Genomic DNA, 25,960 nt, shown 5'->3' on the forward strand with positions numbered 1-25,960 from the left:
ACCGACGGACGAAGGACCTCGGAACAAGAACAGCCCCGGTACCAGCCGACTCCCGGCCCCACAGGGCCGGACCGACCAGACGAGGAAGACGAACCGTGCAACTCGAAGCGCACGTCCCGTCCGTACCGCCTTCCGACACGATCCCCAAGCCCGTCCTTCCGGAGGACTCCACCTTGACCCCGCTCACCACGCTCACCGCGCTCGACGACGCCATCGAGAACCTCGGTGTCGCCGTCCCGTGCCGCTCGTACGACCCGGAGGTCTTCTTCGCCGAGTCGCCGGCGGACGTCGAGTACGCGAAGTCGCTCTGCCGCACCTGCCCGCTGGTCGACGCCTGCCTCGCCGGCGCCAAGGAGCGGCGCGAGCCCTGGGGCGTCTGGGGTGGCGAACTGTTCGTCCAGGGCGTCGTCGTCGCCCGGAAGCGGCCGCGTGGCCGCCCGCGCAAGAACCCGGTCACGGCATGAACACCCCCGGCACGATCAACCGTCCCCTCACGCTCGACCCCACGAAGCAGGCCCCGATGAAGCCGTCCACGAACGAGCCGTCCGGCTCCGCGATCGAAGACGTCACCACCACCGGTGCGAGCGACTCGCGCCAGAACAGGACCCGAGAGATGCAACTCATCCCAGAAGCCCTGGCTCGTGCGCATATGCACGACCGACTGCGAGAGGCCGAGCGGGAACGCCAGGCCGTGCGCCTGGCGGTCGCCCGCCGGATGCAGCGCCGGGCCGAGCGCGCGTCGCTGCGCGCCCGCCGCGCGCTGGCCATGGCCGTCATGCAGTGACCCACCGCGGTCATCGACGATGAACCTCACCCGGGGGCCGGTCCACCAGGACCGGCCCCCGGTCGCGTCCCGGGGCCGGGAGCGCGCCGCGCCGGTTGCCGGGACCGCGCCGCGACTGCGCCGGGGCTCAGGCCTGCGAGGCGGACCGCTTCCCGGAGCCGTCACCGCGCCCGTCCCCGAGCCCCTGGCCGGTCCCGTGCGCCGGCTCGTCCCCGGGCTCCCTGCCGGATTCCGCCTCGGCCTTCTGCTGCCCGGGAAGCCGCACCTCCTCGGCCTCCTCGGCCTCCTCGGCCTCCTCGGCCTCCCCGGCTTCCCCGACCTCCTCCGTAAGAGCGAGGTCTGCGGCGTCCGTGTCCTCGGGCTCGACGAGCTCGACGGGCTCGTCCGTCTCCGCCGCCTCGAAGAAGTCGTCCTCCTCCTCGACGAAACCCGGAAGCCACTGCTCCAGTTCCTCCCGCAGCCGCACCGTCGCGCCCAATTGGCACAGCACGCCGATCGTGCTGAGGGTGACCCGGTGGATCAGCAGGTACGACGGGGGCAGATTGAGCTTCTTGCCGAGCTGGTAGGCGGGAGAGCGGACATCGGCGATGCGGGCCGCCTGGCTGCGGATCCAGCCCCGCGTGAAGGTGAACTCCTCGACCCTGGCGGGTTCGATGATCGGCAGGAGGTAGTCCAGGACCGCGTCCGGCTCCAGGTCGATGGACTCCTTGACGAATCCCTCCTCGCGCAGATGCGTGTAGACGAATTCGGCATCGCCTTCGAGCGTCATCCGCAGCGAGCGGCCGATCGGCGCGGGCAGCCCGCCGGGGAGCCGGTCGACGGTACCGAAGTCCAGGACGCCGAGCCTCCAGTCGTCCTCGCCCTGAGGACCGCCGGGCAGCAGCCGGAAGTTGCCGGGGTGCGGGTCGGCGTGGAGCAGGCCGGTGCGGGCCGGTCCGGAGAAGAGGAAGCGGGCCAGCAACTGGCCGGCCCGGTCGCGCTGCTCCTTGGTGCCCGCGGAGATGATCTCCGACAGGGGCGTCCCGTCCATCCATTCGGTCACCAGGACCTGCTCGCACTGATGGACCACCGCCGGGACGACCACGTCCGGGTCCTCCGCGAACTCCTCCGCGTGAGCCTGCTGGGCCTCCGCCTCCAGGCCGTAGTCCAGTTCCTCCGAGACCCGGTCGCGCAGCTCGGTGATCAGCGGCTTGATGTCCATGCCGGGGACGAGCGGACCGAGCAGCCGGGCGAACCGGCTGAGCTGGTTGAGGTCGGAGAGCAGCGCGTCGCCCGCGCCCGGGTACTGGACCTTGACCGCCACCTCGCGGCCGTCGTGCCACACCGCCCGGTGCACCTGGCCGATGGACGCGGCGGCCGAGGGCTTGTCCTCGAACTCCTGGAAAAGCTCCTGCCAGTCCTCGCCCAGCCGTTCCGCCAGTACGGCGTGGACGGTCCGGGTCGGCATCGGAGGAGCCGCCTCCTGGAGCTTCGTGAGCGCGGCTCGGTAGGGCCCGGCGACCTCCTCGGGCAGCGCCGACTCGAAGACGGACAGGGCCTGCCCGAACTTCATGGCACCGCCCTTGAGCTCGCCGAGGACCTTGAACAGCTGGTCCGCGGTGCGCTGCTGGAGCTCACGGCCCACGAGCTCCGCCGACTCGCCGACGATCCGTTTGCCGAGTCCCCAGGTCGCCCGTCCGGCGAAGCCGAGCGGGAGCGCCGCGAGCTTGGCGGTCCGGGTGACCGCCTTGCGGGGAAGATCAGACATGCGCCCTCCAAGTCCTGGACAGCCGTGTCGCCGGGGCCTTGCGGGACACCTCCGCCGACGGCTGCCGCACGGCCATTGTCGCGCGTGACCCGCCGTCCTCCGCGTCCCGTGCCCTGTTACCTTTCTCCACCTCTTCCGCGCGGCCCTCGGCCCCGTCACCGCTGCCGTCCTTCCGCGCCGCGCCGCACGGGCAGCCGGGATGGGCCCACACCGGGCGCGCGTGCCAGTCGAACCGGGGCACGGCGGCCTCCCAGCGGGCGCCGGCGCTCGCCGGGGTCCCGCCGTCGAGGAAGGTGAGCGCGTGCCCGGCGGCGAGCGATGCGACGGCGGAGGCCAGCGCCAGGTCACAGGCCTGTCCCGGGCGGGGGCGTCCCGAGCGCCACTGGGCCACCAGGCGCGGCCAGGTCTCGTCCCGGTCGCGGCGGTGCCGGTCCAGGCAGTCCGCGCAGGCGGTCTCCCCGGGGACCACGAGCGGCCCGACCACCCCCGTGCCCTCGACGACCCCCGCGTACAGATGGGGTGTTCCGGAGGCGAGCAGCGGCTCGACGGCGGCCGGATCGGGGGCGTGGACGGCGAGACCGTCGCGCGGGGCGAGCACCACCAGATCCAGACCGGGATCGGCGCAGCCCTCGCCCGGTGACCCGGCCGCCCGGCGGCCCGGGGGCCGATCGGGCGCTGCCCGGCGCACCGCCCTGCGGGCCGCCTCGTCGCGGCGTTCGCCGACCGACTCCGCCGGGAACCCGCCCGGTGCCACGTCCCACGGCTCGACCCGGCCGATGTCCCGCACGTCGACCTCGCCCACCCCCGCCCCGGCGAGCAGCGAGGCGAGGACGACGCCGACCCGCCCGGCACCCCTGACCCGCACCCGCAGGGAACGGCGGGCGGCGAGCCGGTCGAGTGCGGCGCCCGGCTCGCGGGCGAGGAGCGACAGGGAGGCGAGGTCGGGACGGAGCCGGTCGAGGACCTCCTTTCTCTCCCGGAGATCCGCGGCCTCCGGGCCACCGCCCTTCGCGTCGTCCAGCAGGCCCGAGGCGGACAGCCGCTCCACCAGCGTGTCCACGTGGCCGTCCGGCAGGCCCATCCGGCGACCCTCGTCCCGCAGCAGGGGCAGCCCCCGGGTCCCGTCGAGCAGGCCGAGCAGACTGCCCGTCGCGGTGTCCACCGGTCCCACCACCATGGCGTGTGCGGGCGCCATCCCGAACTGCACGGTGTTCAGATCCCGCCAGCCGCGCCGCAGCGCGGGCTTCACCATCGGATGCATCACATTCCCCCGTAGCCGTGTCCTCGCACCGATCCGTCGACGAGCCGATGAGTGGTCCACCGGGACGTGCTCCGCCGACGAGTGCGAGGGCCAGGATGCCGGGCCGACCGCGCAGCCCGTCCCGAGTTGTCCACAGGCAGAGGCATTCGTCGTACAAGTCATGCGATATGCAGGTCATGCGATTCGTGCGGATTGCGCACGGCGTGGCGCCCGCTACCCGCCGAGCGCGCCCGGAAGGGGGACTTCCCCCGTGCGCAGCGGGTAACGTGCGGGCGTGTCCGCCGATCCACCGCACCGCGCAGCCGAACCGCAGCGCAGCACGACGAACCCGCCGCAGGGCGGCCGGACGACGAGCGCGATCGAGGTCCGCAGGAGCGCGCGACGGCGCAGAACGGTCTCCGCGTACCGCGAGGGCGATCGCACCGTCGTGCTCATCCCCGCCCGGATGTCCGAGGCGGAGGAGCAGCGCTGGGTCACCGTCATGCTCGAGAAACTGGCCGCCCAGGAGAGCAGGCGACGCCTGGGCGACGCCGAGCTGGCCGAGCGCGCCGAGCGGCTGTCGGCGCAGTACTTCGAGGGGCGGGCCCGGCCCGCCACCGTCCGCTGGGTCACCAACCAGAACACCCGCTGGGGCTCCTGCACCCCCGCCGAGGGCAGCATCCGCCTCTCGCACCGCCTGCGGGACATGCCCGAGTACGTCGTCGACTACGTGCTGCTGCACGAACTCGCGCATCTGCTGGTCCCCGGGCACGGCCCCCGCTTCTGGCAGCTCCTGGAGGCCTATCCGCGCACGGAGCGGGCCCGCGGCTACCTCGAAGGGGTAGTGGCCGCCGGGCGGCTGCCGCACCAGCCCGAGTCGTCGGCCGAATAGCGTCGCGGGCGCCGGACGACGGTCCCGCGAGGCACGGCGGGCACTTTCGGACCCGGGCCCTGTTGTGTACCGGGTCTGTACCGGCCTCCTCCGTTGTCGGACTTTGCCGTTAGCCTGGCGCGACGCACTCGCATACGGGATGGGGGACGGTCGTACGCATGGCCAGGGAATTCCAACGCGGCCACAAGGCCAGGATCAGTGACCTCACCGCGGGAACGGATCTGTACGTGGGTGTGCAGATCGCCGGCCCCGGGCTGACGTTCGACATCAGTTGCTTCGGGCTCGACGCCGAGGAGCGGCTCTCGGACGACCGGTACTTCGTCTTCTTCAACCAGCCGAAGACGCCCGAGGAGTCCATTCAGCTGCTCGGCGCCCAGGCGGGCGACACCGAGTCCTTCCGGGTGACGCTGGACCGGATACCGCCTCACATTCAGAAGCTGTCGTTCACCGCGACGCTCGACGGCGCCGGCCAGATGTCCCAGATCGGCCCCGGCTACCTGCGCATCGTCGCGGGCGGCGAGGAGGTCGCCCGCTACCCGTTCAGCGGCTCCGAGTTCAGCACGGAGCGGGCCGTCATGCTCGGTGACTTCTACCTCAAGGACGTCTGGCGGTTCGCGGCCGTGGGCCAGGGCTTCGACGGCGGCCTCGACGCGCTGCTGAAGAACTTCGGCGGCGAGGTGGCCGAGGAGGAGGCGCCGGCGCCGCAGCAGGCCCCGCCGCCGCAGGCGGGCGCCGCCCTCGGGTTCGCCCCGCCCGCCCAGGCCACCGCGCCCCCGGCCTTCGGCGCCCCCGCGGCGCCCGCCGCCCCGGTGCCCCCGCAGCCCCCGGCCCCCGTGCCGCAGCCCGCCCCGCAGGGCTTCGCACCGCCCCAGGGCCCCGGCACGCCCCCGCCCGCGCCCTCGGTGCACGCCGCGCCGACCATCGTCGCGCCGTTGCACGCCCCGCCCACCGGCACCGTGCCCCCGCCCGCCCCCGCCCCGTACGCGCAGCCCCCCGGTCCGCCCGGGCCGCCGCCCGGTCACGGACAGCAGCCGCCCGCCCCGTCGGCCCCGATGCCTCCCGGCTACGGCCAGCAGGGTCCGCCCGCACCCCCCGGCTTCGGGCAGCAGCCCCCACAGGCACCCCCCGGTTACGGCCAGGCCCCCGCAGCGCCCGGTGTGCCGGGTGCGCCCTCGCCCTACGGCGTGCCCCAGGGCGCCCCGCAGGGCGCGGCGGGTGTCGCCGCGGCACTGCAGACCTACCGCGAGGCACCCACCGGTCAGCGCTGGACGCAGCAGAACCACAAGCTCGTCCGCGTCGACCTCGGTCTCGGCGGTCAGCCCGTGCTGGCCCGCCAGGGCAGCATGGTGCTGTACCAGGGCAAGGTGGACTTCGGCTACAAGGGCGCGGGCTTCGCCGGCCGCATCGTCGGCAACGCCACCGGCCAGGAGATGCAGCTGATGCGCTGCACCGGCCAGGGCCAGGTGTTCCTCGCCGAGGGCGCCGCCCATCTGCACCCCGTCGAGCTGCAGGGCGACGCGATCTGCGTCTCCGCGGAGAACGTCCTCGCCTTCGACGAGTCCCTCCAGTACGAGGTCCGGCGCATCGAGGGCCACGGCATCCCCGGCGGGGCGCTGTTCACCATGCAGTTCCAGGGCACCGGCACACTCGTCGTCAAGACGCACGGCACGCCGGTCGTGCTCCCGGTGACACCGACCACGTTCGCCGACTGCAACGCCGTCGTCGCCTGGTCCGCCGCCTCCCAGGTGATCGTCTCCAGCCAGGTGCGGATGCGCCGCAACGCCTATCCGGGGGACACCGGGGAGAGCGTCAACCTGCAGTTCCGAGGCGCGCCCGGCAACTTCATCGTCGTCCAGCCGTACGAGGTCTAGGGGAGCCCGTCATGAACCAGCCGCTCGCGGGCTACGCCCCCGCACCCGTCACCGCCCGCATGGGGAACCACGGCAACCACATGCTCAAGGTCGCCATGCAGAGCGGAAGCGACCTCCTCGCGCGCGTGGGCTCGATGGTCGCCTACGAGGGCTTCATCCAGTACGAGCCCAACCCGCCGGCCGTCCGGCAGATCGCCCGTGACTGGGCCACCGGCGAGGGCGCGCCCCTGATGAAGTGCTCCGGCGACGGACTGCTCTACCTCGCCGACTACGGGGCGGACGTCGTCGTCATCAATCTGGGCGGTGACGCGATCTCCGTCAACGCCACCAACCTGCTCGCCTTCGACGCGCACCTGACGTGGGGCGTCGAACGCGTCAAGGGCCTCGCCAAGTTCGCCGGGCAGGGCCTGTGGAACACCAAGATCTCCGGGCAGGGCTGGGTCGCGCTGACCTCCCGGGGCACCCCGATCGTCGTCGACTGCGGCGGCGGCGAGGACGAGACGTACGTCGACCCCGACGCGCTCGTCGCCTGGTCCCCGAACCTCAAGGTGAAGGGCAAGCGCAGCTTCAAGGCGGGCTCGCTCATCGGGCGGGGCAGCGGCGAGGCCTATCAGATGGCGTTCTCCGGGCAGGGCATCGTCGTGGTGCAGCCCAGCGAGGACAGCACCGACCGCCTCCGGATCCGGGGCTGAGGGGGAGCGACACACCATGCAGAGTTCTCTTTTCGCCCACAACGACCAGCAGACCCAGGAGCGCTACAGCCTGCAGAACCCGCAGCTGCTGCGCGTCGTCCTGGAGGGTCACGACGACCTTCTGGCCCGCAAGGGCAGCATGGTCGCCTACCAGGGGCTGGTCGAGTTCGACGCCGAGTACCAGCAGGGCGGGCAGCGGCGCGCACGGGCGTACACCGGCGAGGGCCTGGACCTGATGCGCTGCCACGGCCAGGGGATCGTCTACCTCGCCAACCTGGCCCAGCACGTGCACCTGGTGGACGTCGAGTCCGAGGGACTCACCGTCGACAGCGCCTATGTCCTCGCCATGGACTCGACGCTGCACCACGAGGTCATCGCCGTCGACAGCCAGTACGGCATCTCCGGCTCGGGCAAGTACCAGCTCAACATCACCGGACACGGCAAGGTCGCCCTGATGACCTCCGGCGCCCCGCTGATGATGCGGGTCACGCCCGACAAGTACGTCAACTGCGACGCCGACGCGATCGTCGCCTGGTCCACCGGGCTGCGCGTGCAGATGCAGGCCCAGACGCACTCCTCGGGGGTGTGGCGCCGCCGGGGCAGCACCGGTGAGGGCTGGGAGCTCAGCTTCATGGGCAACGGCTTCGCGCTGGTCCAGCCCAGCGAGCTGCTGCCGCCGCAGAACGCGGTGATCGGCCAGGGCATCGCCGCCCAGTTCGGCATGGGCCAGCAGGGCGCCCGCGGACAGAACCAGGGCAACGCCTGGAGCTGACCGCCTTCAAGGGCAGCGGTAAGGGGCACGCGCCCGGCGCGTGCCCCTTACCTTTGTGGGCTTGCCCTTATCGGTTCTCGATCACAGCCGGGCGCGGGTCGCCTCCAGCAGCCGCACGACCGAGTCGTCCGCCACGTCCGCCACCTCGGCGTAGGGGAACCAGCGCAGGTCGAGCGACTCCTCGCTGATCGCCTCGACCGCGCCCGCCGGGGCGAGCGCCGCGTACTGCACGTCGAGATGCCACGCGCACGGCGTCAGATGCCGGTCCAGGCGCACCGGACCGCCCGGCAGCAGCGTGAGCCCCGCGATGCCGGACTCCTCCGTCGCCTCGCGCAGCGCCGCGGCGGCCAGGGAGACGTCCCCGGGCTCGCAGTGGCCGCCCATCTGCAGCCACTTGCGGATCTTGCGGTGCAGGGTCAGCAGGACACGTCCGCCCGAGGGGTCGATCACCATGGCGCTCGCCGTGAGGTGGCCGTCCCGGCATGCCTTCCACAGGCCGTCCGGACGGGCGGCGAGATGGTCCAGGTAGACCCGGCGCAGTTCCTCCTGCTCCGGGGCGGCGTCCTCCCGGCGCTCCGCGGGGGTGTACTCCTTGAGGACCGCGACCGCGTCGTCGTGAAGGCTCACTCGGCGTCGTCGCCCTTCCCGCCGTCGCCGTTCTTGTCGTCGTTCCCTTCGGCGGAGGTGTCCCCGTCGGTGGAGGCGTCCTTGCCGTCCTTGCCGTCGTCGCCCGTGTCCTTGCGCAGGTCGGGCTTGTGCGCCGCCTCGCCGAGCATCTTGTCCAGCTCGGAGAAGTCCATCTGCTCGCGGTGCACGAAGCCGTCCGGATCGTCCAGGTCGGAGGCGGTCGGCAGCATGTCCGGGTGCGCCCACAGGGCGTCCCGGCCGTCCACCCCGCGCGCGTCCGTCAGCGAGGCCCACAGCCGGGAGGCGTCGCGCAGCCGGCGCGGACGCAGCTGCAGACCGATCAGCGTGGCGAACGTCTGTTCGGCAGGACCACCCGAGGCGCGGCGCCGGCGCAGCGTCTCGCGTAGCGCGTCCGCCGAGGACAGGCGCGGCTTCGCCGCCGCGTGCACCACCGCGTCCACCCAGCCCTCGACCAGCGCGAGGGCCGTCTCCAGACGGGCCAGGGCGGCCTTCTGCTCGGGGGTGTCCTCCGGCTGGAACATGCCCTGCTGGAGGGCCTGCTGCAGCTCCTCGGGGTTCTGCGGGTCGAACTGGCCGACCACGTCCTCCAGCTTCGCGGTGTCGACCTTGATGCCGCGCGCGTAGCCCTCGACGGCGCCGAACAGGTGCGAGCGCAGCCACGGCACATGGGCGAACAGCCGCTGGTGGGCGGCCTCGCGCAGCGCCAGGTACAGCCGCACCTCCTCCATGGGCACGCCCAGGTCCTTGCCGAAGCCCTCGATGTTGAGCGGCAGCAGCGCGGCCTTGCCGGCCGGGCCGAGCGGCAGACCGATGTCGGTCGAGCCGACGACCTCGCCCGCCAGGACGCCCACGGCCTGCCCGATCTGGCTGCCGAACATGGCACCGCCCATGGAACGCATCATGCCGATGAGGGGGCCGGCCATCGCCTGCATCTCCTCGGGCAGCACATCGCCCATGGCCGCGCCGACCCGCTCGGCGACCGGGTCCACGAGGTCCTTCCACACCGGCAGCGTCGCCTCGACCCACTCCGCGCGGCTCCAGGCCACGGCGGTGCCCGCGCCCGAGGGCAGGGACGTGGCGTCGTCGAGCCACAGGTCGGCCAGGCGGACGGCCTCCTGGACCGCCGCCCGCTCGGCGGGGCCCACGCTGGCGTCCTTGGTGCCGTTCGGCGCGCCCTGGGCCACCGTCTGGCGGGCGATCTGCTGGGCCATGTCCCAGTTCACCGGTCCGCCCTCGTAGGAGAGCATCTGGCCGAGCTGCTGGAAGGCGGCTCCCAGATCGCTGGGGTTCAGGGAACCGAACATTGCTGCGAACGGGTTGTCGGCGCCGGCGCCGCCGGCCCCGGGCGACCCGAAACCGAACGGGTGGGCCGGTCCCTGACCACCACCGCTCTGCTGGTCCTTCTTCTTGCCCTCGTCGCCGTCGTCCGGCTCCTCCGGCGGAAGGCCGAATCCGAATGGGGTGTCACTCACGGGATTCCTCGGCTGGTTGGGCCACCGGCTCTCACTCCGGCGGCTGGCTGCCCGACAACACCACCCAGCGTAGACACCCGGACCGGTTCGGGCCTCGGTGCGTCGCCGACTCCTGGGCTGCGGCAGGATGGATGCCACCCGGTGCGCACGCGTCCACCGCGTGCGTACCGTCGCGCTCGTACTGAAGACAACCGCTGGAGACGCCCGGTGAGTTCCCCAGATCCGCAGGTTCGCGCAGCGCGAAACCACACAACCGGCCCGGCCGGCCGCGGCCCCGTCGTCGCGGTCACCGGCGCCGCGACCGGCGTCGGAGCCCTGCTCACGGAGCGGCTGGCCGCCTCTGACGAGATCGGACGGGTGATCGCGCTCGACGAGCGGCGGGGCGAGTGCGCCGCCGCCGAGTGGCACGTCCTGGACGTCCGCGACCCCGCCATCGCGGAGAAACTGCGCGGCGCGGACGTCGTCGTCCACCTGGCGCTCGATCTGGATCTCGAGTCCGACGCGGCCGCCCGGACGGCCTACAACGTCCGGGGGACGCAGACCGTGCTGACCGCCGCCGCCGCGGCCGGAGTGCACCGGGTGGTGCTGTGCACCTCCGCGATGGTCTACGGGGCGCTGCCGGACAACGAGCTGCCGCTGTCGGAGGACGCCGAACTGCGGGCCACCGCCGAGGCGACCGGCGTCGGCGACCTGCTGGAGATCGAACGCCTCGCGCGGCGGGCCCCGCGCGCCCACCCCGGCCTCAATGTGACCGTCGTGCGCCCCGCCGTGCTGGTCGGCGGCACGGACACCGCGCTGACCAGGTACTTCGAGTCGCCCCGGCTGCTCGTCGTGGCCGGTTCGCGGCCCGCCTGGCAGTTCTGCCACGTCGAGGACCTGTGCGGGGCGCTGGAGTACGCCGTCCTGGAGAAGGCCGAGGGGGAACTCGCCGTCGGCTGCGAGGGCTGGCTGGAGCAGGAGGAGGTCGAGGAGCTCAGCGGGATCCGTCGCATGGAGCTCCCCTCGGCCGTGGCGCTGGGCGCGGCGGCGCGGTTGCACCGCATCGGGCTCACCCCCTCGCCCGCCGGCGACCTCGCCTACACGATGTATCCCTGGGTGGTGAGCGGGAGCCGGCTGCACGACGCGGGCTGGAGGCCGCGCTGGACCAACGAGGAGGTGCTCGCGGCGCTCCTGGAGGAGGTCTCCGGACGGCACACGGTGGCCGGACGGCGGCTGGGCCGCAAGGACGCGACGGCGGCGGGGGCGGCGGGCGCCACGGTGGCGCTGCTGGGTGCGGCGGCGGTGGTCCGCAGGGCCCGCAAGGCACGCCGGCGGTAGACGCCGGGCATCCGGCACCGGACACCGCGGACGGGCCGGCCGGCGCCCGGCCGCCCGGGCCGGGGCTGCCCGGTCGGCCTCACCGGCTCTCCCCGACTGTCCTCGGCCGGTCCCCGGCCGTCCCCGGTTGTCGGTGCCGTGCGGCACGATGGGGGCATGGCTGGTATCCAGGAACACCCCGGGGAGCAGGCGGCCGGGGATCCCATCAAGCTGCTCGGCATACGCGACACACCGCTCTCCGTCGACGAGGTCCTCCGGGCCGCGGGGGACGACGCCGCCGGCGGGACCGCGCTGTTCGTGGGCACGGTGCGCAACCACGACGGCGGGGCCGACGTGGACGCCCTGTCGTACTCGTGCCATCCGACCGCCGAGGCCGAGCTGCGGCGCGTGGCGGAGAAGGTCGTCGCCGACTACCCCGTGCGCGCCCTGGCCGCGGTCCACCGCGTGGGGGACCTGGGCATCGGCGACCTCGCCGTCGTCGTCGCCGTGTCCTGCCCGCACCGGGCCGAGGCCTTCGAGGCGTGCCGCAAGCTGATCGACGACCTCAAGCACGAGGTCCCCATCTGGAAGCACCAGAAGTTCGCGGACGGAACGGAGGAGTGGGTGGGCGCCGGCTCCTGCTGACCCTGCCCCTCCGGCGGCCGCCGCATCCGATCCCTCCGGCGGCCGCGGCTCCCTCCCTCCGGCGTGCGCGACCGTCCCCACCGGAGGACGCACGCCCCCGCTCCCGCGACACGCGCCATGCACCCCACCGGCCGCGTGACCCAGTCCCTGGCGTGCGCGTTAGCATGCGGATGATTAATCTGCTGATCAGTCAGTCGCGGACGCTCTAGGGGTTGGGAGGTCGGCATGGCGGCGCTCGTCTGGTTGCTGATTCCGTTGGTGGCCGCGATCGGTGCCGGACTGTGGGGCGGTTGGGCCGGCCGGAATCGCAAGACCATCGGTGACGGTTCCGAACTCGCCGGATACGCCCGCTTCCGCGAGGCCATGGAGAAGCCCCGCACCGAGGTCTGAGGCCCCCTCGCCGAACGCACGGCCCTGCCGGCACCTCCCGGGGCGCCGGCGGCCGCCGGGCCACGGACGGACGGCCCCGGCAGTGCGCCCACAGGTCTGTCCCGTACTGTCGTTCCATGCCACGCCGCACCGCGACGATGCTCGCCTCCACCTTGATGCTGATCGCGCTCCTGTGCGCGGGAGTGTTCATCAAAGTGCCGTACTCGGAGATGTCCCCGGGGCCCACGGTGAACACGCTGGGCGAGCACGACGGCGAGCCGGTGCTGCAGATCTCCGGGCGCAGGACGTACGGGACGAGCGGTCACCTGAACATGACGACGGTCCGGGTCACCAGCGCCGACTACAAGATGAACCTCGTGGAGGCCGTCTACGGGTGGCTCGCGCACGACGACAAGGTCGTGCCGCACAACACGCTCTATCCGGACGGCAAGACGGAGGAGCAGTCCACCCAGGAGAACGCGGAGGAGTTCAGCCAGTCCCAGGAGAGCGCCAAGGTGGCCGCCCTCAAGGAACTCGGCGTCCCCGTCGACTCCTGGGTGATCGTCTCCACCGTCCTCAAGGACTCCCCGGCCGAGGGCCGGCTGCACGCAGGTGACGTGATCAAGGCCGTCGACGGCACGACGGTGAAGGCCCCCGACGACGTCGCCGACCTGGTCACCAAGCACAAGCCCGGCGAGAAGGTCACCTTCACCATCGTCCCCGCCAAGGAGCAGGCCGCCGCCGAGAAGGAGCGCCGCAGGGCGAGCGCGACGCGGAAGGTGACGATCACCACCGCCGCCTCCGACGACACGGGCGCCCCGCGCGCCATCGTCGGCATCTCCGCCGGGACCGACCACACGTTCCCGTTCTCCATCGACATCAAGCTCGCCGACGTGGGCGGGCCGAGCGCCGGGCTGATGTTCGCCCTCGGCATCTACGACAAGCTCACCCCGGGCAGCCTCACCGGCGGCACGTTCGTCGCGGGCACCGGCACCATCGACGACGCGGGCAAGGTGGGCCCCATCGGCGGTGTGGAGATGAAGACCGTCGGGGCCCGCGACAAGGGCGCCCGCTACTTCCTGACGCCGAAGGACAACTGCGCCGCCGCCGCGAAGGACACCCCCGACGGACTCACCCTCGTCAAGGTGGACACCATCGGCGACGCCCTCGGCGCCCTCGAGGACATCCGGGGCGGGCACACCGACGCCCTGCCGAAGTGCACCACCAAGGGGTAGTTGCCGCAGGAGGGGCCTGACGGCCGGTCCGGGAGCGGGACGGCCGGCACGGGCGTGCCGGCCGTGCGCGCGGGGGGTCAGTCCTCGAACGTCGCCCCCAGCGCCTCCGCCAGACCCGGCACCAGGTCCGCCCCCGTGAGCACCTCCGAGGGCGCGTCCTTCTCGCGCAGCCGCAGCGCGGACTCGCGCGTACCGTCCCGCAGCACGGCGACCGTCATCCGCACCTCCTGCCGGTCCGGGTGCTCGGCGACCCACTGGTTCAGCCGGGCCCCGTCAAGGTCCTCGGGGACCGTGGCCTCCGCGGACGGGGGCAGCATCAGACGCTCCACGGTGAGGGCGCAGCCGGCCACCGCGTCGGGCCAGGCGATGGTGCCGAGGAACTCGTCCAGCGGCCGGTCGGCGGCGATCTCCTCCTGCTCGATGGGGGTGAGACCGACGGTGGTCTCGGCGGCGTCGTCCAGGCCGAGCTGGGCCGCGAGGGAGGGTTCCTGGGCCCGCAGCCGGGCGGTGTCGACGAGGGCGAAAAGGCGAGCGGGCTGGTCCCAGCCGAGGCCGGAGGCGTACTCGTCGATCTCGAGTACGGCCCGGGTGAGCGGGTTCGCTGCCATGGGAGTGTTGGACATGGTCACAATCCTCTCTCGTTAATCCCCGGATCCGGGAACCGCTTAAAGCATGAGTAAGTTGCATAGGTGAGGCCCCACGATCTCGACGGACGCCGGGGCCGGCCGACGAGGGCCCGCGTGCACTGCACGACAGCAGCGGGGGCCGACCGACCAACAGCGACTTCGAGGTGCACACCTTGGCTTTCCAGATGCCGGACCGCGGCGGAGGCCCGACGGGGCCACGGATCAGAGTGGGCCGCCCGTCCCGGCGTGTCCGGACCCTGCTGATGACGCTCGCCGTCCTCGCCGTCCTCGGCATGGCGTTCACCATGTTCGCCGGCTTCTGGACGGACTGGCTGTGGTACCGGTCGGTGAACTACTCCTCCGTGTTCACCACCACACTGTGGACCAAGATCGGGCTGTTCTTCGTCTTCGGCCTGCTGATGGCGCTCGCCGTCGGGGTCAACATCTGGCTCGCGCACCGGCTCCGCCCGCCGCTGAGCGCGATGTCCGCGGAGCAGCAGAGCCTGGACCGCTACCGCATGAGCATCGCCCCGTACAAGAAGTGGCTGCTGCTCGGCATCACCGCGCTGGTCGGGCTGATCGCCGGTGCCTCGGCGGCGGGCCAGTGGCGGACCTGGCTGATGTGGGTCAACGGCGTGCCCTTCCACCAGAAGGACCCCCAGTTCCACCTGGACGTCTCCTTCTACGCCTTCGACCTGCCCTGGTACCGCTTCCTGCTCGGCTTCGGCTTCGCCGCCGCCGTGCTCTCCCTGATCGCCGCCGCGCTCACCCACTACCTGTACGGCGGCCTGCGGGTCACCAGCCCGGGCGCGCGCGCCACGGCCGCCGCGACCGGACACCTGTCGGTCCTGCTCGGCGTCTTCGTGACCCTGAAGGCGGTCGCCTACTGGCTCGACCGGTACGGACTGGCGGTGAAGTCCAGCGACTTCAAGGCCACCGGCAACTGGACCGGTCTGCGCTACGTCGACGCCAACGCCTATCTGCCGGCCAAGACGATCCTGTTCTGCATCGCCGTCATCTGCGCGCTGCTGTTCTTCGCCACCCTGTGGCGGCGCACCTGGCAGCTCCCCGTCATCGGCTTCGGCCTGATGGTGCTCTCCGCCATCCTCATCGGCGGCCTCTACCCGGCGATCGTGCAGAAGTTCCAGGTCCAGCCGAACGAGCAGGCCAAGGAAGCGCCGTACGTCGCCAAGAACATCAAGGCGACCCGCGAGGCGTACGGCATCGACGACGCCGAGGTCTCCGAGTACTCGGGCAAGGGCAAGGAGACCGAGGGCGACCAGCTCCGCAAGGACGCGGACGCCGCGGCGAGCCTGCGAGTGCTCGACCCGAACATCGTCTCGCCGACGTTCCAGCAGATGCAGCAGGTCAAGAACTACTACGCGTTCCCGACCAACCTGGACGTCGACCGCTACACCGACAAGGACGGCAAGGAACAGGACACGGTCATCGGTCTGCGGGAGCTGAACCTCAACGGCATCCCGAAGAACAACTGGATCAACGACCACTTCCGCTACACCCACGGCTACGGCGTGGTCGCCGCCAAGGGCACCTCCGCCGACAAGAACGGCCAGCCGGTCTACACGGAGTCCGGTCTGCCCTCCACCGGTGACCTGCCGACGCACGAGCAGCGGGTCTACTACGGCGAGAAGACCACCACGTACTCGATCGTCGGCGGTCCCCAGAAGGAGATCGACTACTCCGACGACAAGGGCGAGAAGGCCTACACCTACCAGGGCGACAGCGGTGTCAGCCTCTCCAACCCGATCAACCGGGCGGCGTACGCGCTGGCGTTCAGCGAACCGCAGATGCTGTACTCCGGCGCCATCGGCGAGGGCTCGCGCATCCTGTACAACCGCACGCCCAAGGACCGCGTCGAGGCCGTGGCCCCCTGGCTGACGATCGACGGCGACGCCTACCCGGCGGTGGTCGACGGCCGGATCCAGTGGATCGTCGACGCCTACACGACCACCAACGGCTACCCGTACGCCTCCCGCACCACCCTGGGGGACACGACGGCGGACTCGCTCACCGCGGCCAACAACCAGCGCGCGGTGGTGGCCCAGCAGAACCGGGTCAACTACATCCGCAACTCGGTCAAGGCGACGGTCGACGCGTACAGCGGCGAGGTCAAGCTGTACGAGTGGGACACCAAGGACCCCGTCCTGAAGACCTGGATGAAGGCCTTCCCGCACACGGTCAAGGCGAAGAAGGAGATCTCCTCCGACCTGATGGCCCACCTGCGGTACCCGCAGGACCTGTTCAAGGTGCAGCGGGAGCTGCTCACCCGCTACCACGTGACGAACGCCCAGACGTTCCTCAGCGGCAGCGAGGTGTGGCAGGTGCCGGACGACCCGACGAACAAGTCGGGGGACGCGGTGCCGCCGTACTACCTGAGCATGAAGATGCCGGACCAGGACGCGCAGGCCTTCTCGCTGACGACGACGTTCACGCCCAACGGGCGTGACAACCTCAGCGCCTTCATGGCGGTCGACTCCGAGGCCGGGACGAAGGACTACGGCCGCATCAGAATCCTGCGGCTGAAGAGTTCAGCGGCCGACGGGCCCAAACAGGTGCAGAGCCAGTTCAACTCGAACTCCCAGGAGAACATCACCGACTTCATCAGACAGGTGAGGAACGGTGACTCCGAGATCGAGTACGGCAACCTCCTGACGGTCCCGCTGAACGACGGGCTGCTGTACGTGGAGCCGGTCTACGTACGCGGTGGCGGACTGAAGCTGCCTCTGCTGCGCAAGGTGCTGATGACCTACGGCGGCAAGACCGTGTTCGAGAACACGCTGGACGAGGCGCTGAACAAGCTCTTCCCGGGCGACGGTTCGACGACGCCGCCACCGGATTCCGACCAGGACACCACCAAGCCGCCGCCCTCGACGAGCAACCCGACGGTGAAGGAGGCCCTCGGCGACGCCCAGGAAGCCTTCACCACGGGCCAGGACGCCCTCAAGAACGGTGACTGGGAGGCGTACGGCAAGGCGCAGAAGGACCTCCAGAAGGCCCTGCAGCGGGCGGAGGACGCCCAGGCCGCGGCCGGCAAGAACGGCGACAAGGCCGACAAGGCCGATAAGGCTGATAAGGCCGACAAGACCGTCAAGAACACCGACAAGGACGGCGACAAGAACACCGACAAGAGCGACAAGGGCTCCGGCTCCGCCGGCGGCTGAGGCAGAGGCCCCTCCCGCGCCGTGGTACGGTGAACACACAACGGCGCGGGGTGGAGCAGCTCGGTAGCTCGCTGGGCTCATAACCCAGAGGTCGCAGGTTCAAATCCTGTCCCCGCTACTGAAACCGAAGGCCCGGATCCTCAAGGATCCGGGCCTTCGTGCGTGTGTCCTTCCGTCCTCGGTGCGAGCCGTCCCCGGCATGTCCGTGGCCCCGCGCATCCACCGCAGTCGTCATCCATGGCAGTCGTCATCCATGACCTGCGGAGGACCACCTTCCGGTGAGTTCGCTTTCTCCCCTCTGACACCTGCGAACGCATGTGCCGACCTGCGCGACAGCCTTGCCGTGCCGGGGAGTTGGGCGCCCTGTGTTTGACTTGTCTCTCTGTGGGCATGTCGACAAAACGCTGTAGTGACCTCACTGGCTGCGGTATACCAGGTGTACCCGGGTTGCAGGTGGTGCGACGATGGACGTTATGGGGGACAAGGCAACTCTGTTCGAGACGGGGCGGTTTGGGCGGGCTTTTGTGACTTCCGAGGTTTCCGAGGTTCCCGGACAGGACGAAACCACGGAGGTCGCCGAGGAGTTGGCCGAGGAGGCACGCCGGCGCGCGGCCGCAAAGGCCGGCGACGTCGAGGCGATGAGCGTCCTCGGCAGCATGCTGCTGCGCCGCGGTGATCTCGACGGAGCCGAGCCCCATCTGCGTGCCGCCACGGCCGCCGGTGACCGGGCAGCGGCCAACAACCTGGGAGTCCTCCTGCATCAGCGGGGCTATCCCGAGGAGGCCGCCGGCTGGTGGCGCATCGCGGCCGTCGCCGGTTCCACCGCGGCCGCGCACGCGCTCGGCCGGCACCACCGCGAGCGCGGTGACGAGCCGGCGGCCGAGTACTGGCTGCGCCAGTCCGCCGAGCAGGGCCATGTACTGGGCGCCTACGCCCTCGCCGACCTGCTGGAACACCGCGGCGACGCGGGCAGCGAGCACTGGATGCGGGTCGCCGCCGAGCGGGGCCACCGCGAGGCCGCCTACCGACTGGCCCGGGCCCTGGACCGCGAGGCCGACGCCGTGGGCACCGCGCTGGGCGCCGGGGGCAGAGGAGGGGCGAGAGGCGCCCCACCGGGCCTGCTGGACACCGACGCACGCCTGCGCCGGCTCAAGGGCGCCGACGGCACCGGGAACGTGCCCGAGGAGGCCGAACAGTGGTACCGCCAGGCCGCCGCGCGCGGACACCGGCGGGCCGCGCTGCACCTCGGCGCGATCCTGGAGAAGCGCGGCGAGCTGAAGGAGGCGGGCCGCTGGTACCTGACGTCCGCCAAGGACGGCGAGACGCGTGCCGCCTGTGCGCTCGGCTTCCTGCTGCGCGACGCCGGGGACAGTGAAAGCGCCGCCGTGTGGTGGCTGCGGGCGGCCCAGGAGGGCGACGGCAACGCGGCCAACGCGCTCGGCGCGCTGCACGCCGAGCGCGGGGAGACGCAGACCGCCGAGCGCTGGTACCGGGCCGCCATGGACGCCGGCGACGTCAACGGTGCCTACAACCTCGGGCTGCTCTGCGCCGAGCAGGGCCGGACCGGGCCCGCCGAGCAGTGGTACCGGCGGGCCGCTTACGCCGGGCACCGGGAGGCGGCGAACGCACTCGCCGTGCTGCTGCTCCAGGGCGGCGACGCGGCAGGAGCCGAGCCGTGGTTCTCCAAGGCGGCGGAGGCGGGCAGCGTCGACGCCGCGTTCAACCTGGGCATCCTCCACGCGGGGCGCGGCCAGGAGCGGGCCGCGCTCGGCTGGTACGAGCGCGCGGCCGCCGCCGGGCACACCGAGGCCGCCCTGCAGGTCGGCATCGCGCGGCTGCGGGACGGGGAGGAGCAGGAGGCCGAGCGGCACCTGCGCTGTGCCGCGGGGGGCGGCAGCGCGGAGGCGGCGTACCGGCTCGCCACGGTGCTCGACGCGCGGCGTCCGCCCGCGCCCGCGCACGAGCTGGGGGAGCCGGCCCGGGAGAGGTCCGAGTGCGAGGAGTGGTACGAGCGGGCCGCGTCCCAGGGCCACCGCCGGGCGCAGGTCCGGGTCGGCATGCTCGCCGCCGGGCGCGGCGAGGTCGTGGAGGCGGCGCGCTGGTACCGGCTCGCGGCCGAGGCCGGCTCGCGCAACGGCGCCTTCAACCTCGGCCTGCTGCTCGCCCGCGAGGGCAGCGAGCCGGAGGCGGCCCTGTGGTGGACGCGGGCCGCCGACGCGGGGCACGGACGTGCGGCGCTGCGGCTCGCGCTGGTCTACGCCCGGCGGGGGGAGCTGGCGGAGGGGCAGCGGTGGGCGGACCGGGCGGTGGAGCTGGGACCGGCGGAGGTCGCCGAGCGGGCGGCGCGGCTGCGGGACGCGCTGCGGCAGGAGCTGTCGGCGTGAGGGGGCGATTTGCTTCTGCTTCGCGTCTTGACGTAACGTTGCGTTTGTCGACGCGGGGTGGAGCAGCTCGGTAGCTCGCTGGGCTCATAACCCAGAGGTCGCAGGTTCAAATCCTGTCCCCGCTACTGAAGACCGAAGGCCGGAATCCGTAAGGGTTCCGGCCTTCGGCGTGTGCCGTACCGGCCCGGCCGCGCGAGGGCCGGCGTACGGAGGCGGGTGAAGGGAAAAGCCCCGGCGGTTCGCTGCCGGGGCTTTACGTCTGTGACCTGGGAGACGGGCGGGGCGGGCCGGTCAGGCCTTCGCCGCGCAGTTCGGGCACAGGCCCCGGTAGGTGACCTCGACGTCCGAGACCGTGAAGCCGAAGCGCTCCGAGTCCGGGAGGTCGGCCAGCGGATTGCCGGCCGGGTGGACGTCGCGGATCGAGCCGCAGCCCGCGCACACCAGGTGGTGGTGGGGGCGGTGCGCGTTCGGGTCGTACCGCTTGGCGCGCCGGTCCGTGGCGACCTCGAGCACCTCGCCGAGCGAGACCAGTTCGCCGAGCGTGTTGTAGACGGTGGCCCGGGAGATCTCCGGCAGCTTCGCCGCGGCACGCGCGTGCACCTCGTCGGCCGTCAGATGGACGTGCTCGCCGTCGAGGACCTCGGCCACCACACGCCGCTGTGCGGTCATGCGCCATCCGCGTCCACGCAGACGTTCCAGTAGGTCACTCATGGTTTCCAGACTAACAGCAAGGCCCCCCGATTCTGAACGGGTGTGATCCTGGAGCTCAACTTGACTTGGATTGAGTCCAACGTAGGATCGGGTATGGACCTGGCCCCGGGACAACTCGCGGCCGGGGCAATCGAAGTCGCAAGGCATCAAGCAGGAGGCGCACGTGACGCAGGGACCGCTCACCACCGAAGCCGGGGCCCCGGTCGCCGACAACCAGAACAGCGAGACCGCGGGCGCCGGCGGTCCCGTCCTCGTCCAGGACCAGCTCCTCCTGGAGAAGCTGGCCCACTTCAACCGCGAGCGCATCCCGGAGCGGGTGGTGCACGCCCGCGGCGCAGGCGCCTACGGCACCTTCACGGTGACCGGGGACGTCACGCGGTACACGCGCGCCGCTTTCCTCTCCGAGGTCGGCAAGCAGACCGAGACGTTCCTGCGCTTCTCCACCGTGGCCGGCAACCTCGGTGCCGCGGACGCCGTCCGCGACCCGCGCGGCTTCGCGCTGAAGTTCTACACCGAGGAGGGCAATTACGACCTCGTCGGCAACAACACCCCGGTGTTCTTCATCCGGGACGCCATCAAGTTCCCCGACTTCATCCACACCCAGAAGCGCGACCCCTACACGGGTTCGACCGAGATGGACAACGTCTGGGACTTCTGGAGCCTGTCCCCGGAGTCCACGCACCAGGTGACCTGGCTCTTCGGTGACCGCGGCATCCCGGCCTCGTACCGGCACATGGACGGCTTCGGCTCGCACACCTTCCAGTGGAACAACGAGGCCGGCGAGGTCTTCTGGGTCAAGTACCACTTCAAGACCGACCAGGGCATCAAGAGCCTCACGCAGGACGAGGCCAACCGGCTCGCCGGTGAGGACCCCGACTCCCACCAGCGCGACCTGCGCGAGGCGATCGAGCGCGGCGACTTCCCGTCCTGGACCGTCGGCGTGCAGATCATGCCCGTCGCCGAGGCCGCGCACTACCGCTTCAACCCCTTCGACGTGACCAAGGTCTGGCCGCACGCGGACTACCCGGTCATCGAGATCGGCAAGCTGGAGCTCAACCGCAACCCGGAGAACGTGTTCGCCGAGGTCGAGCAGTCGATCTTCAGCCCCTCCCACTTCGTGCCGGGCATCGGCCCCTCGCCGGACAAGATGCTCCAGGGCCGCCTCTTCGCGTACGGCGACGCCCACCGCTACCGCGTCGGCATCAACGCCGACCACCTGCCGGTGAACCGCCCGCACGCCACCGAGGCGCGCACCAACTCCCGCGACGGCCACCTCTACGACGGTCGCCACAAGGGTGCGAAGAACTACGAGCCGAACAGCTTCGGCGGGCCGTTCCAGACGAACCGCCCGCTGTGGCAGCCCCTCCCCGTCGAGGGCGCGACCGGCGACGCCGCGGCGCCCCTGCACGCCGAGGACAACGACTTCGTCCAGGCCGGCAATCTCTACCGGCTCATGACGGAGGAGGAGAAGGGGCGCCTGATCGGCAATCTGTCCGGTGCCCTGTCCCAGGTCACGCGCGAGGACATCGTCGAGCGCGCGATCGGCAACTTCCGCAATGCCGACCCCGAGTTCGGCAAGCGGCTGGAGGCCGCCGTGCAGGCCCTGCGCGGCTGAGCGGGAGGCGTTCGGTGCCTGTGCGGGTCCGCCCGTACAGGCACCGAACGCATGTCAGGAGGGCACCGGCACCGGCTGCGGGGCCGGGGCCCAGCAGCGCAGGATGTCGCGGACCGAGACGATGCCGGCGGGCTCGTCGCGGTCCATGACGATCAGGTGCCGGAAGCCGCCGTGGGTCATGGCGCGGGCCGCCTCCTCCAGGGTCCAGGAGGGCGCGGCGAAGACGACGTCGGTGGTGGTGTGGGCGTGGGCGGGTTCGGCGTCGGGGCTGAGGCCCCGGCCGACGGCGTTGAGGACGTCCCTCTCGGTGAGGATGCCGAGGCCGCCGGCATCCGGGTCGAGGACGACGGCGGCGCCGACGCGCCGGGCGGACATCAGTGCGGCTGCCTGCCGCAGGGTGTGTGCGGGGCCGATGGTCAGGACGACCGTGCTCATGGCGTCGCGGACGAGCATGGAGTGAGCCACCTCCTACGAGTTCCGGATCGGTCCACCCCCGCGCGCCGGGGACGGCGGCGCTCGCCCGTGAAGTGATTCACAAATTCACAAGTGGGGGGATTCTCAGAGTCGCAGGCACAGGGCCGGTCAACAAGAGGGCGCGTGCGGTGTTTTCGGGGGCGCTCGGCGCACCGCCCCGCTTCAGTACCGCTCGTTCAGGTGGTCGAGCAGCTCGTCGTGGAGCAGGCCGTTCGACGCGGCCGCGTTGCCGCTGTGCGGACCCGGGCGGCCGTCGAGACCCGTGAAACTGCCGCCCGCCTCCGTCACGACGATCGCCGTCGCCGCCATGTCCCACAGCGACAACTCGGGCTCCGCGCACAGGTCGACCGAGCCCTCGGCGACCATCATGTACGGCCAGAAGTCGCCGTACGCGCGGGTGCGCCACACCTTGCGGGTCAGGTCCAGGAAGCCGTTCAGGCGGCCGCGCTCCTCCCAGCCGCCGAGCGAGGAGTACGCGAAGGAGGCGTCCGCGAGCCGGGAGACCCCGGAGACCCGCAGCCGGGACGCCTGGGACAGGCTGCGGCCGGTGAAGGCGCCGTGCCCCTTCGCCGCCCACCAGCGGCGGCCGAGCGCCGGGGCGGAGACCAGGCCGACCACCGGCTGGAAAGCCCCACCGTCCGCCTCCGTGAGCGCGATGAGCGTCGCCCAGACCGGCACCCCGCGGACGTAGTTCTTGGTGCCGTCGATCGGGTCGACGACCCAGCGGCGGGGGCCGGTGCCCTCCACGCCGTACTCCTCGCCGAGGACCGCGTCCCGGGGCCGGGCCCGCTGGAGCTGCCCGCGGATCAGCTCCTCGGCCGCCTTGTCGGCCTCGCTCACCGGCGTCATGTCCGGTTTGGTCTCGACCTTGAGGTCGAGCGCCTTGAACCGGGCCATCGTCGCGGCATCGGCGGCATCCGCGAGGACATGGGCGAGACGCAGGTCATCGAGATAGTCGGCCATGACCGCACGCTATCTTCCCCCGGCGCGCCGGGGCCAGCAGGGCGCCGCGGCGGCGGCCCCCCCCGGAAGGCCCGCTTCCCCGCGCCCCGGGGCCTTGACAGTCCGTGTGGGGGCGTCAACTGTGGGCGACAGGAGTGCCGTATCCGGGAGGCGACGATGCCTGCAGCGCGGGAGTCCCTGCTCGACGCAGCCTTCGCGGCGTCGACGAGCCGGCCGTGGTCCGCCGTGCGCATGGTCGACGTGGCCGCCGCCGCGGGCGTCTCCCGGCAGACGCTGTACAACGAGTTCGGCAGCAAAGAGGGGCTCTCCCGCGCCCTGGTGCGGCGCGAGGCCGACGCCTATCTCGTGGGCGTCGAACGTGTCCTCGCCGCGCCCGCCGAGGGCCGCGAACGGCTCGCCGCGCTCGCCGAGTGGACCGTGTCCGTCGCCCGCAACAACCCCCTCGTGCGCGCCCTGCTCACCGGCTGCTGGGGCGAGCGGCTCCCCGCGCCGACGCTGTCGGCGGTGCCCTCGTCCTCCGCGGTGCCCGCGCAGCGCCGGGCCGACGGGCCCCTGCCCTCGCCCTCCGACCTCGTGACGCTGGTGCGCGACCGTGCCGTGGCCGCGCTGTCCGGGCCCGGCACCACGAAACCGGACCTCCTGGAGATCGCGCGGTCCGCCGAACTCGTGGCCCGGCTCTCGCTGTCCTGCGTCGCGGCCCCGCCGGCGGACGGCTCGGTCACCGACCTCGTACGCACCGCGCTGTCGCGCCAGTTGGGCCGGCAGGGCCAGTCGGTGCAGTCGCGATGAGGGTTCGGGAGGACTCCGGGGCCGTCAGTGCGCCGAACCGGAGAGCTGCAGGCCGATCACGCCGATGATGACGAAGGCGATGGACACCAGCTTGAGCGTGGACACCAGGTCGTCGAGGAAGACCATCCCGTAGATCGCCGTGCCCGCCGCGCCGATGCCCGTCCACACCGCGTACGCGGGCCCCACGTCCAGCCGCCGCAGGGACAGGGTGAGCAGACCGAAGCTGCCGAGGGCGAAACAGCAGAAGGCGATGGTGGGCCAGAGCCGGGTGAAGCCGTGGGACAGCTTGAGGCACACGGCGAAACCGGTCTCCAGGATTCCGGCCACTATGACCAGCAGCCACGCCATGAACTGTCCCTCCGTAACGTCGCGTGCGTCCGCCGCCGTCCTCCGCGTCCGCCGCACGCTCTGTGACTGCCTCGTTCGATCCGCCCGGCTGCGTCCGTCCGGTGCGATTATGCATTTACCTGCGCCGTACAGGCGCAAACACGAAGGTGGTCACGCGCCCGCGTACGCCGGGGGAGAAACGGTTGTGCGGCGGATCAGTCGCCCTCCGTGTGTTCCCGGACCGCCAGCAGCCGGCGCAGGGAGTACAGCCGCGCCGGATCGGCGTGGCCCTCGGCCACCCACGCGTCCAGCGCGCAGTCCGGCTCGTCGTGACTGCACGCGCGCGGGCAGCCCTCCGTGCCCCCCTCCAGGTCGGGGAAGGCGTGGATCACGCGCGAGGGATCGACGTGCGCGAGACCGAAGGACCGCACGCCCGGGGTGTCGACCACCCAGCCCCGGCCGCCCTCCAGCGGGAGCGCCAGCGCGGAGGTGGTGGTGTGCCGGCCGCGGCCCGTCACCGCGTTGACGTGGCCGGTGATGCGCCGTCGGCCCTCCGGCACCAGCGCGTTGACCAGCGTGGTCTTGCCCACCCCGGAGTGGCCGACGAACGCCGTCACCTTGCCGTCCAGCTCCGCCCGCACCCGCGCGGCCGCGTCGCCGGTCTCCAGTTCCTCGCGGCTCGTGACGACGTACGGGATGTCCAGGTCGCCGTAGAGCTCCAGCAGCTTCTCCGGCGGGGCCAGGTCGGACTTGGTGAGGACGAGCAGCGGGGTGAGGCCGCCGTCGAAGGCCGCGACCAGGCAGCGGTCGATCAGTCGCGGGCGCGGTTCCGGGTCGGCGAGTGCGGTGACGATGGCGAGCTGGTCGGCATTGGCGACGACCACCCGCTCGTAGGGGTCGTCGTCGTCCGCCGTGCGGCGCAGGACCGAGGTGCGCTCCTCGATGCGGACGATGCGCGCGAGGGTGTCCTTGGCGCCGGACAGGTCCCCGACCAGCGCCACCCGGTCCCCGACGACCGCGGCCTTGCGGCCCAGTTCACGGGCCTTCATCGCCATCACCGTCCGGTCCTCGACCAGACAGGTCAGCCGGCCCCGGTCGACGGTGAGGACCAGGCCCTGGGCCGCGTCCTCGTGCTTGGGCCGGATGTGGGTGCGCGGCCGGTTGCCCCTGCGGTTGGGGCGGCTGCGGATGTCGTCCTCGTCGGTGTGCTTGCCGTAACGGCGCAT

The 25,960-nt window shown here is 72.0% G+C and carries 24 protein-coding genes and 2 tRNA genes; 16 read left to right on the forward strand and 10 right to left on the reverse strand.

The window, feature by feature from the left end; translation table 11 throughout:
• Positions 1-95: 95 nt before the first annotated feature.
• Both OHB09_RS21890 and OHB09_RS21895 read left to right on the forward strand, forming a co-directional pair.
• Positions 96-464 (forward strand): WhiB family transcriptional regulator, encoded by a 369-nt coding sequence (locus OHB09_RS21890; protein WP_093592030.1) that lies wholly within the window; start codon positions 96-98, stop codon positions 462-464.
• Positions 461-784, forward strand: coding sequence for a hypothetical protein (locus OHB09_RS21895; protein ID WP_328922405.1), 324 nt, complete (start codon positions 461-463; stop codon positions 782-784). The genes OHB09_RS21890 and OHB09_RS21895 overlap by 4 nt, the downstream gene beginning before the upstream one ends.
• Before the next feature lie 127 nt (positions 785-911).
• On the opposite strand, the gene OHB09_RS21900 is transcribed toward OHB09_RS21895, so the two are convergent.
• Together OHB09_RS21900 and OHB09_RS21905 are read right to left on the reverse strand one after the other, a co-directional pair.
• The gene (locus OHB09_RS21900) at positions 912-2,531 is read right to left on the reverse strand and encodes an ABC1 kinase family protein (protein WP_328922406.1); all 1,620 of its coding nucleotides are present in this window, start codon (positions 2,529-2,531) and stop codon (positions 912-914) included.
• Entirely contained in the window at positions 2,524-3,792 is a 1,269-nt protein-coding gene (locus OHB09_RS21905; protein ID WP_328922407.1) for a TOMM precursor leader peptide-binding protein, read from the reverse strand. The genes OHB09_RS21900 and OHB09_RS21905 overlap by 8 nt, the downstream gene beginning before the upstream one ends.
• Positions 3,793-4,066: 274 nt before the next feature.
• Between OHB09_RS21905 and OHB09_RS21910 the strand changes: the two genes are divergently transcribed.
• The 4 genes from OHB09_RS21910 to OHB09_RS21925 all read left to right on the forward strand — a co-directional run bounded on the left by OHB09_RS21910 (position 4,067) and on the right by OHB09_RS21925 (position 7,998).
• Positions 4,067-4,663 carry a M48 metallopeptidase family protein gene (locus OHB09_RS21910; RefSeq protein ID WP_006142270.1) on the forward strand — a complete coding sequence of 199 codons (597 nt, stop codon included), beginning with the start codon at positions 4,067-4,069 and terminating at the stop codon, positions 4,661-4,663.
• A 158-nt stretch (positions 4,664-4,821) separates the two neighbouring features.
• Positions 4,822-6,534: a TerD family protein gene (locus tag OHB09_RS21915; protein ID WP_328922408.1), complete on the forward strand. Its 1,713-nt coding sequence runs from the start codon at positions 4,822-4,824 to the stop codon at positions 6,532-6,534.
• Between the two features lie 11 nt (positions 6,535-6,545).
• Complete coding sequence (locus OHB09_RS21920) at positions 6,546-7,226, forward strand: AIM24 family protein (RefSeq protein ID WP_006142272.1); 681 nt, start codon at positions 6,546-6,548, stop codon at positions 7,224-7,226.
• A gap of 16 nt (positions 7,227-7,242) precedes the next feature.
• The gene (locus OHB09_RS21925; protein ID WP_006142273.1) at positions 7,243-7,998 is read left to right on the forward strand and encodes an AIM24 family protein; all 756 of its coding nucleotides are present in this window, start codon (positions 7,243-7,245) and stop codon (positions 7,996-7,998) included.
• A gap of 81 nt (positions 7,999-8,079) precedes the next feature.
• Here the strand turns inward: OHB09_RS21925 and OHB09_RS21930 are convergent, their stop codons facing one another.
• Together OHB09_RS21930 and OHB09_RS21935 are read right to left on the reverse strand one after the other, a co-directional pair.
• A complete protein-coding gene (locus tag OHB09_RS21930; protein ID WP_167794348.1) occupies positions 8,080-8,625 on the reverse strand; it encodes an NUDIX hydrolase in 546 nt (181 codons plus the stop codon).
• Positions 8,622-10,118, reverse strand: a complete 1,497-nt coding sequence (locus tag OHB09_RS21935; RefSeq protein WP_006142275.1) for a zinc-dependent metalloprotease — start codon at positions 10,116-10,118, stop codon at positions 8,622-8,624. Before OHB09_RS21935 ends, OHB09_RS21930 begins: the two co-directional genes overlap by 4 nt.
• A gap of 207 nt (positions 10,119-10,325) precedes the next feature.
• On the opposite strand from OHB09_RS21935, the gene OHB09_RS21940 reads away from it, so the two are divergent.
• From OHB09_RS21940 to OHB09_RS21955, 4 genes are all read left to right on the forward strand, one after another.
• Positions 10,326-11,435 (forward strand): SDR family oxidoreductase, encoded by a 1,110-nt coding sequence (locus OHB09_RS21940; RefSeq protein WP_006142276.1) that lies wholly within the window; start codon positions 10,326-10,328, stop codon positions 11,433-11,435.
• 156 nt (positions 11,436-11,591) lie between these two features.
• Positions 11,592-12,059, forward strand: coding sequence for a molybdenum cofactor biosynthesis protein MoaE (locus OHB09_RS21945; protein ID WP_006142277.1), 468 nt, complete (start codon positions 11,592-11,594; stop codon positions 12,057-12,059).
• A 225-nt stretch (positions 12,060-12,284) separates the two neighbouring features.
• Entirely contained in the window at positions 12,285-12,449 is a 165-nt protein-coding gene (locus tag OHB09_RS21950; protein ID WP_006142278.1) for a hypothetical protein, read from the forward strand.
• Positions 12,450-12,565: 116 nt separating this feature from the next.
• Positions 12,566-13,663 carry a YlbL family protein gene (locus OHB09_RS21955; protein WP_006142279.1) on the forward strand — a complete coding sequence of 366 codons (1,098 nt, stop codon included), beginning with the start codon at positions 12,566-12,568 and terminating at the stop codon, positions 13,661-13,663.
• Positions 13,664-13,740: 77 nt separating this feature from the next.
• Here the strand turns inward: OHB09_RS21955 and OHB09_RS21960 are convergent, their stop codons facing one another.
• Complete coding sequence (locus OHB09_RS21960; RefSeq protein WP_093592266.1) at positions 13,741-14,286, reverse strand: PPA1309 family protein; 546 nt, start codon at positions 14,284-14,286, stop codon at positions 13,741-13,743.
• 188 nt (positions 14,287-14,474) lie between these two features.
• Between OHB09_RS21960 and OHB09_RS21965 the strand changes: the two genes are divergently transcribed.
• The 4 genes from OHB09_RS21965 (at position 14,475) to OHB09_RS21980 (ending at position 19,980) form a co-directional block, all read left to right on the forward strand.
• The gene (locus OHB09_RS21965) at positions 14,475-17,471 is read left to right on the forward strand and encodes a UPF0182 family membrane protein (RefSeq protein ID WP_328923047.1); all 2,997 of its coding nucleotides are present in this window, start codon (positions 14,475-14,477) and stop codon (positions 17,469-17,471) included.
• Positions 17,472-17,515: 44 nt separating this feature from the next.
• Positions 17,516-17,589, forward strand: a tRNA-Met gene (locus tag OHB09_RS21970).
• A 346-nt stretch (positions 17,590-17,935) separates the two neighbouring features.
• A complete protein-coding gene (locus OHB09_RS21975) occupies positions 17,936-19,855 on the forward strand; it encodes a tetratricopeptide repeat protein (protein WP_176944966.1) in 1,920 nt (639 codons plus the stop codon).
• A gap of 51 nt (positions 19,856-19,906) precedes the next feature.
• Positions 19,907-19,980, forward strand: a tRNA-Met gene (locus OHB09_RS21980).
• 166 nt (positions 19,981-20,146) lie between these two features.
• Here the strand turns inward: OHB09_RS21980 and OHB09_RS21985 are convergent.
• Entirely contained in the window at positions 20,147-20,566 is a 420-nt protein-coding gene (locus tag OHB09_RS21985; RefSeq protein WP_006142288.1) for a Fur family transcriptional regulator, read from the reverse strand.
• A 163-nt stretch (positions 20,567-20,729) separates the two neighbouring features.
• Between OHB09_RS21985 and OHB09_RS21990 the strand changes: the two genes are divergently transcribed.
• Positions 20,730-22,181: a catalase gene (locus OHB09_RS21990; protein ID WP_167794414.1), complete on the forward strand. Its 1,452-nt coding sequence runs from the start codon at positions 20,730-20,732 to the stop codon at positions 22,179-22,181.
• A gap of 54 nt (positions 22,182-22,235) precedes the next feature.
• Here OHB09_RS21990 and OHB09_RS21995 read toward each other — a convergent pair whose 3' ends face one another.
• Positions 22,236-22,634, reverse strand: a complete 399-nt coding sequence (locus OHB09_RS21995) for a CBS domain-containing protein (protein WP_006142290.1) — start codon at positions 22,632-22,634, stop codon at positions 22,236-22,238.
• Between the two features lie 183 nt (positions 22,635-22,817).
• Positions 22,818-23,618, reverse strand: coding sequence for a histidinol-phosphatase (gene hisN, locus OHB09_RS22000; protein ID WP_006142292.1), 801 nt, complete (start codon positions 23,616-23,618; stop codon positions 22,818-22,820).
• A gap of 156 nt (positions 23,619-23,774) precedes the next feature.
• On the opposite strand from hisN, the gene OHB09_RS22005 reads away from it, so the two are divergent.
• Positions 23,775-24,407, forward strand: coding sequence for a TetR/AcrR family transcriptional regulator (locus OHB09_RS22005; protein ID WP_328922409.1), 633 nt, complete (start codon positions 23,775-23,777; stop codon positions 24,405-24,407).
• A gap of 24 nt (positions 24,408-24,431) precedes the next feature.
• On the opposite strand, the gene OHB09_RS22010 is transcribed toward OHB09_RS22005, so the two are convergent.
• Positions 24,432-24,755: a DMT family transporter gene (locus OHB09_RS22010; RefSeq protein ID WP_006142294.1), complete on the reverse strand. Its 324-nt coding sequence runs from the start codon at positions 24,753-24,755 to the stop codon at positions 24,432-24,434.
• A 194-nt stretch (positions 24,756-24,949) separates the two neighbouring features.
• Complete coding sequence (rsgA, locus tag OHB09_RS22015; RefSeq protein ID WP_006142295.1) at positions 24,950-25,960, reverse strand: ribosome small subunit-dependent GTPase A; 1,011 nt, start codon at positions 25,958-25,960, stop codon at positions 24,950-24,952.

This window comes from Streptomyces griseoaurantiacus (assembly GCF_036189845.1).
GTDB lineage: Bacteria > Actinomycetota > Actinomycetes > Streptomycetales > Streptomycetaceae > Streptomyces > Streptomyces griseoaurantiacus.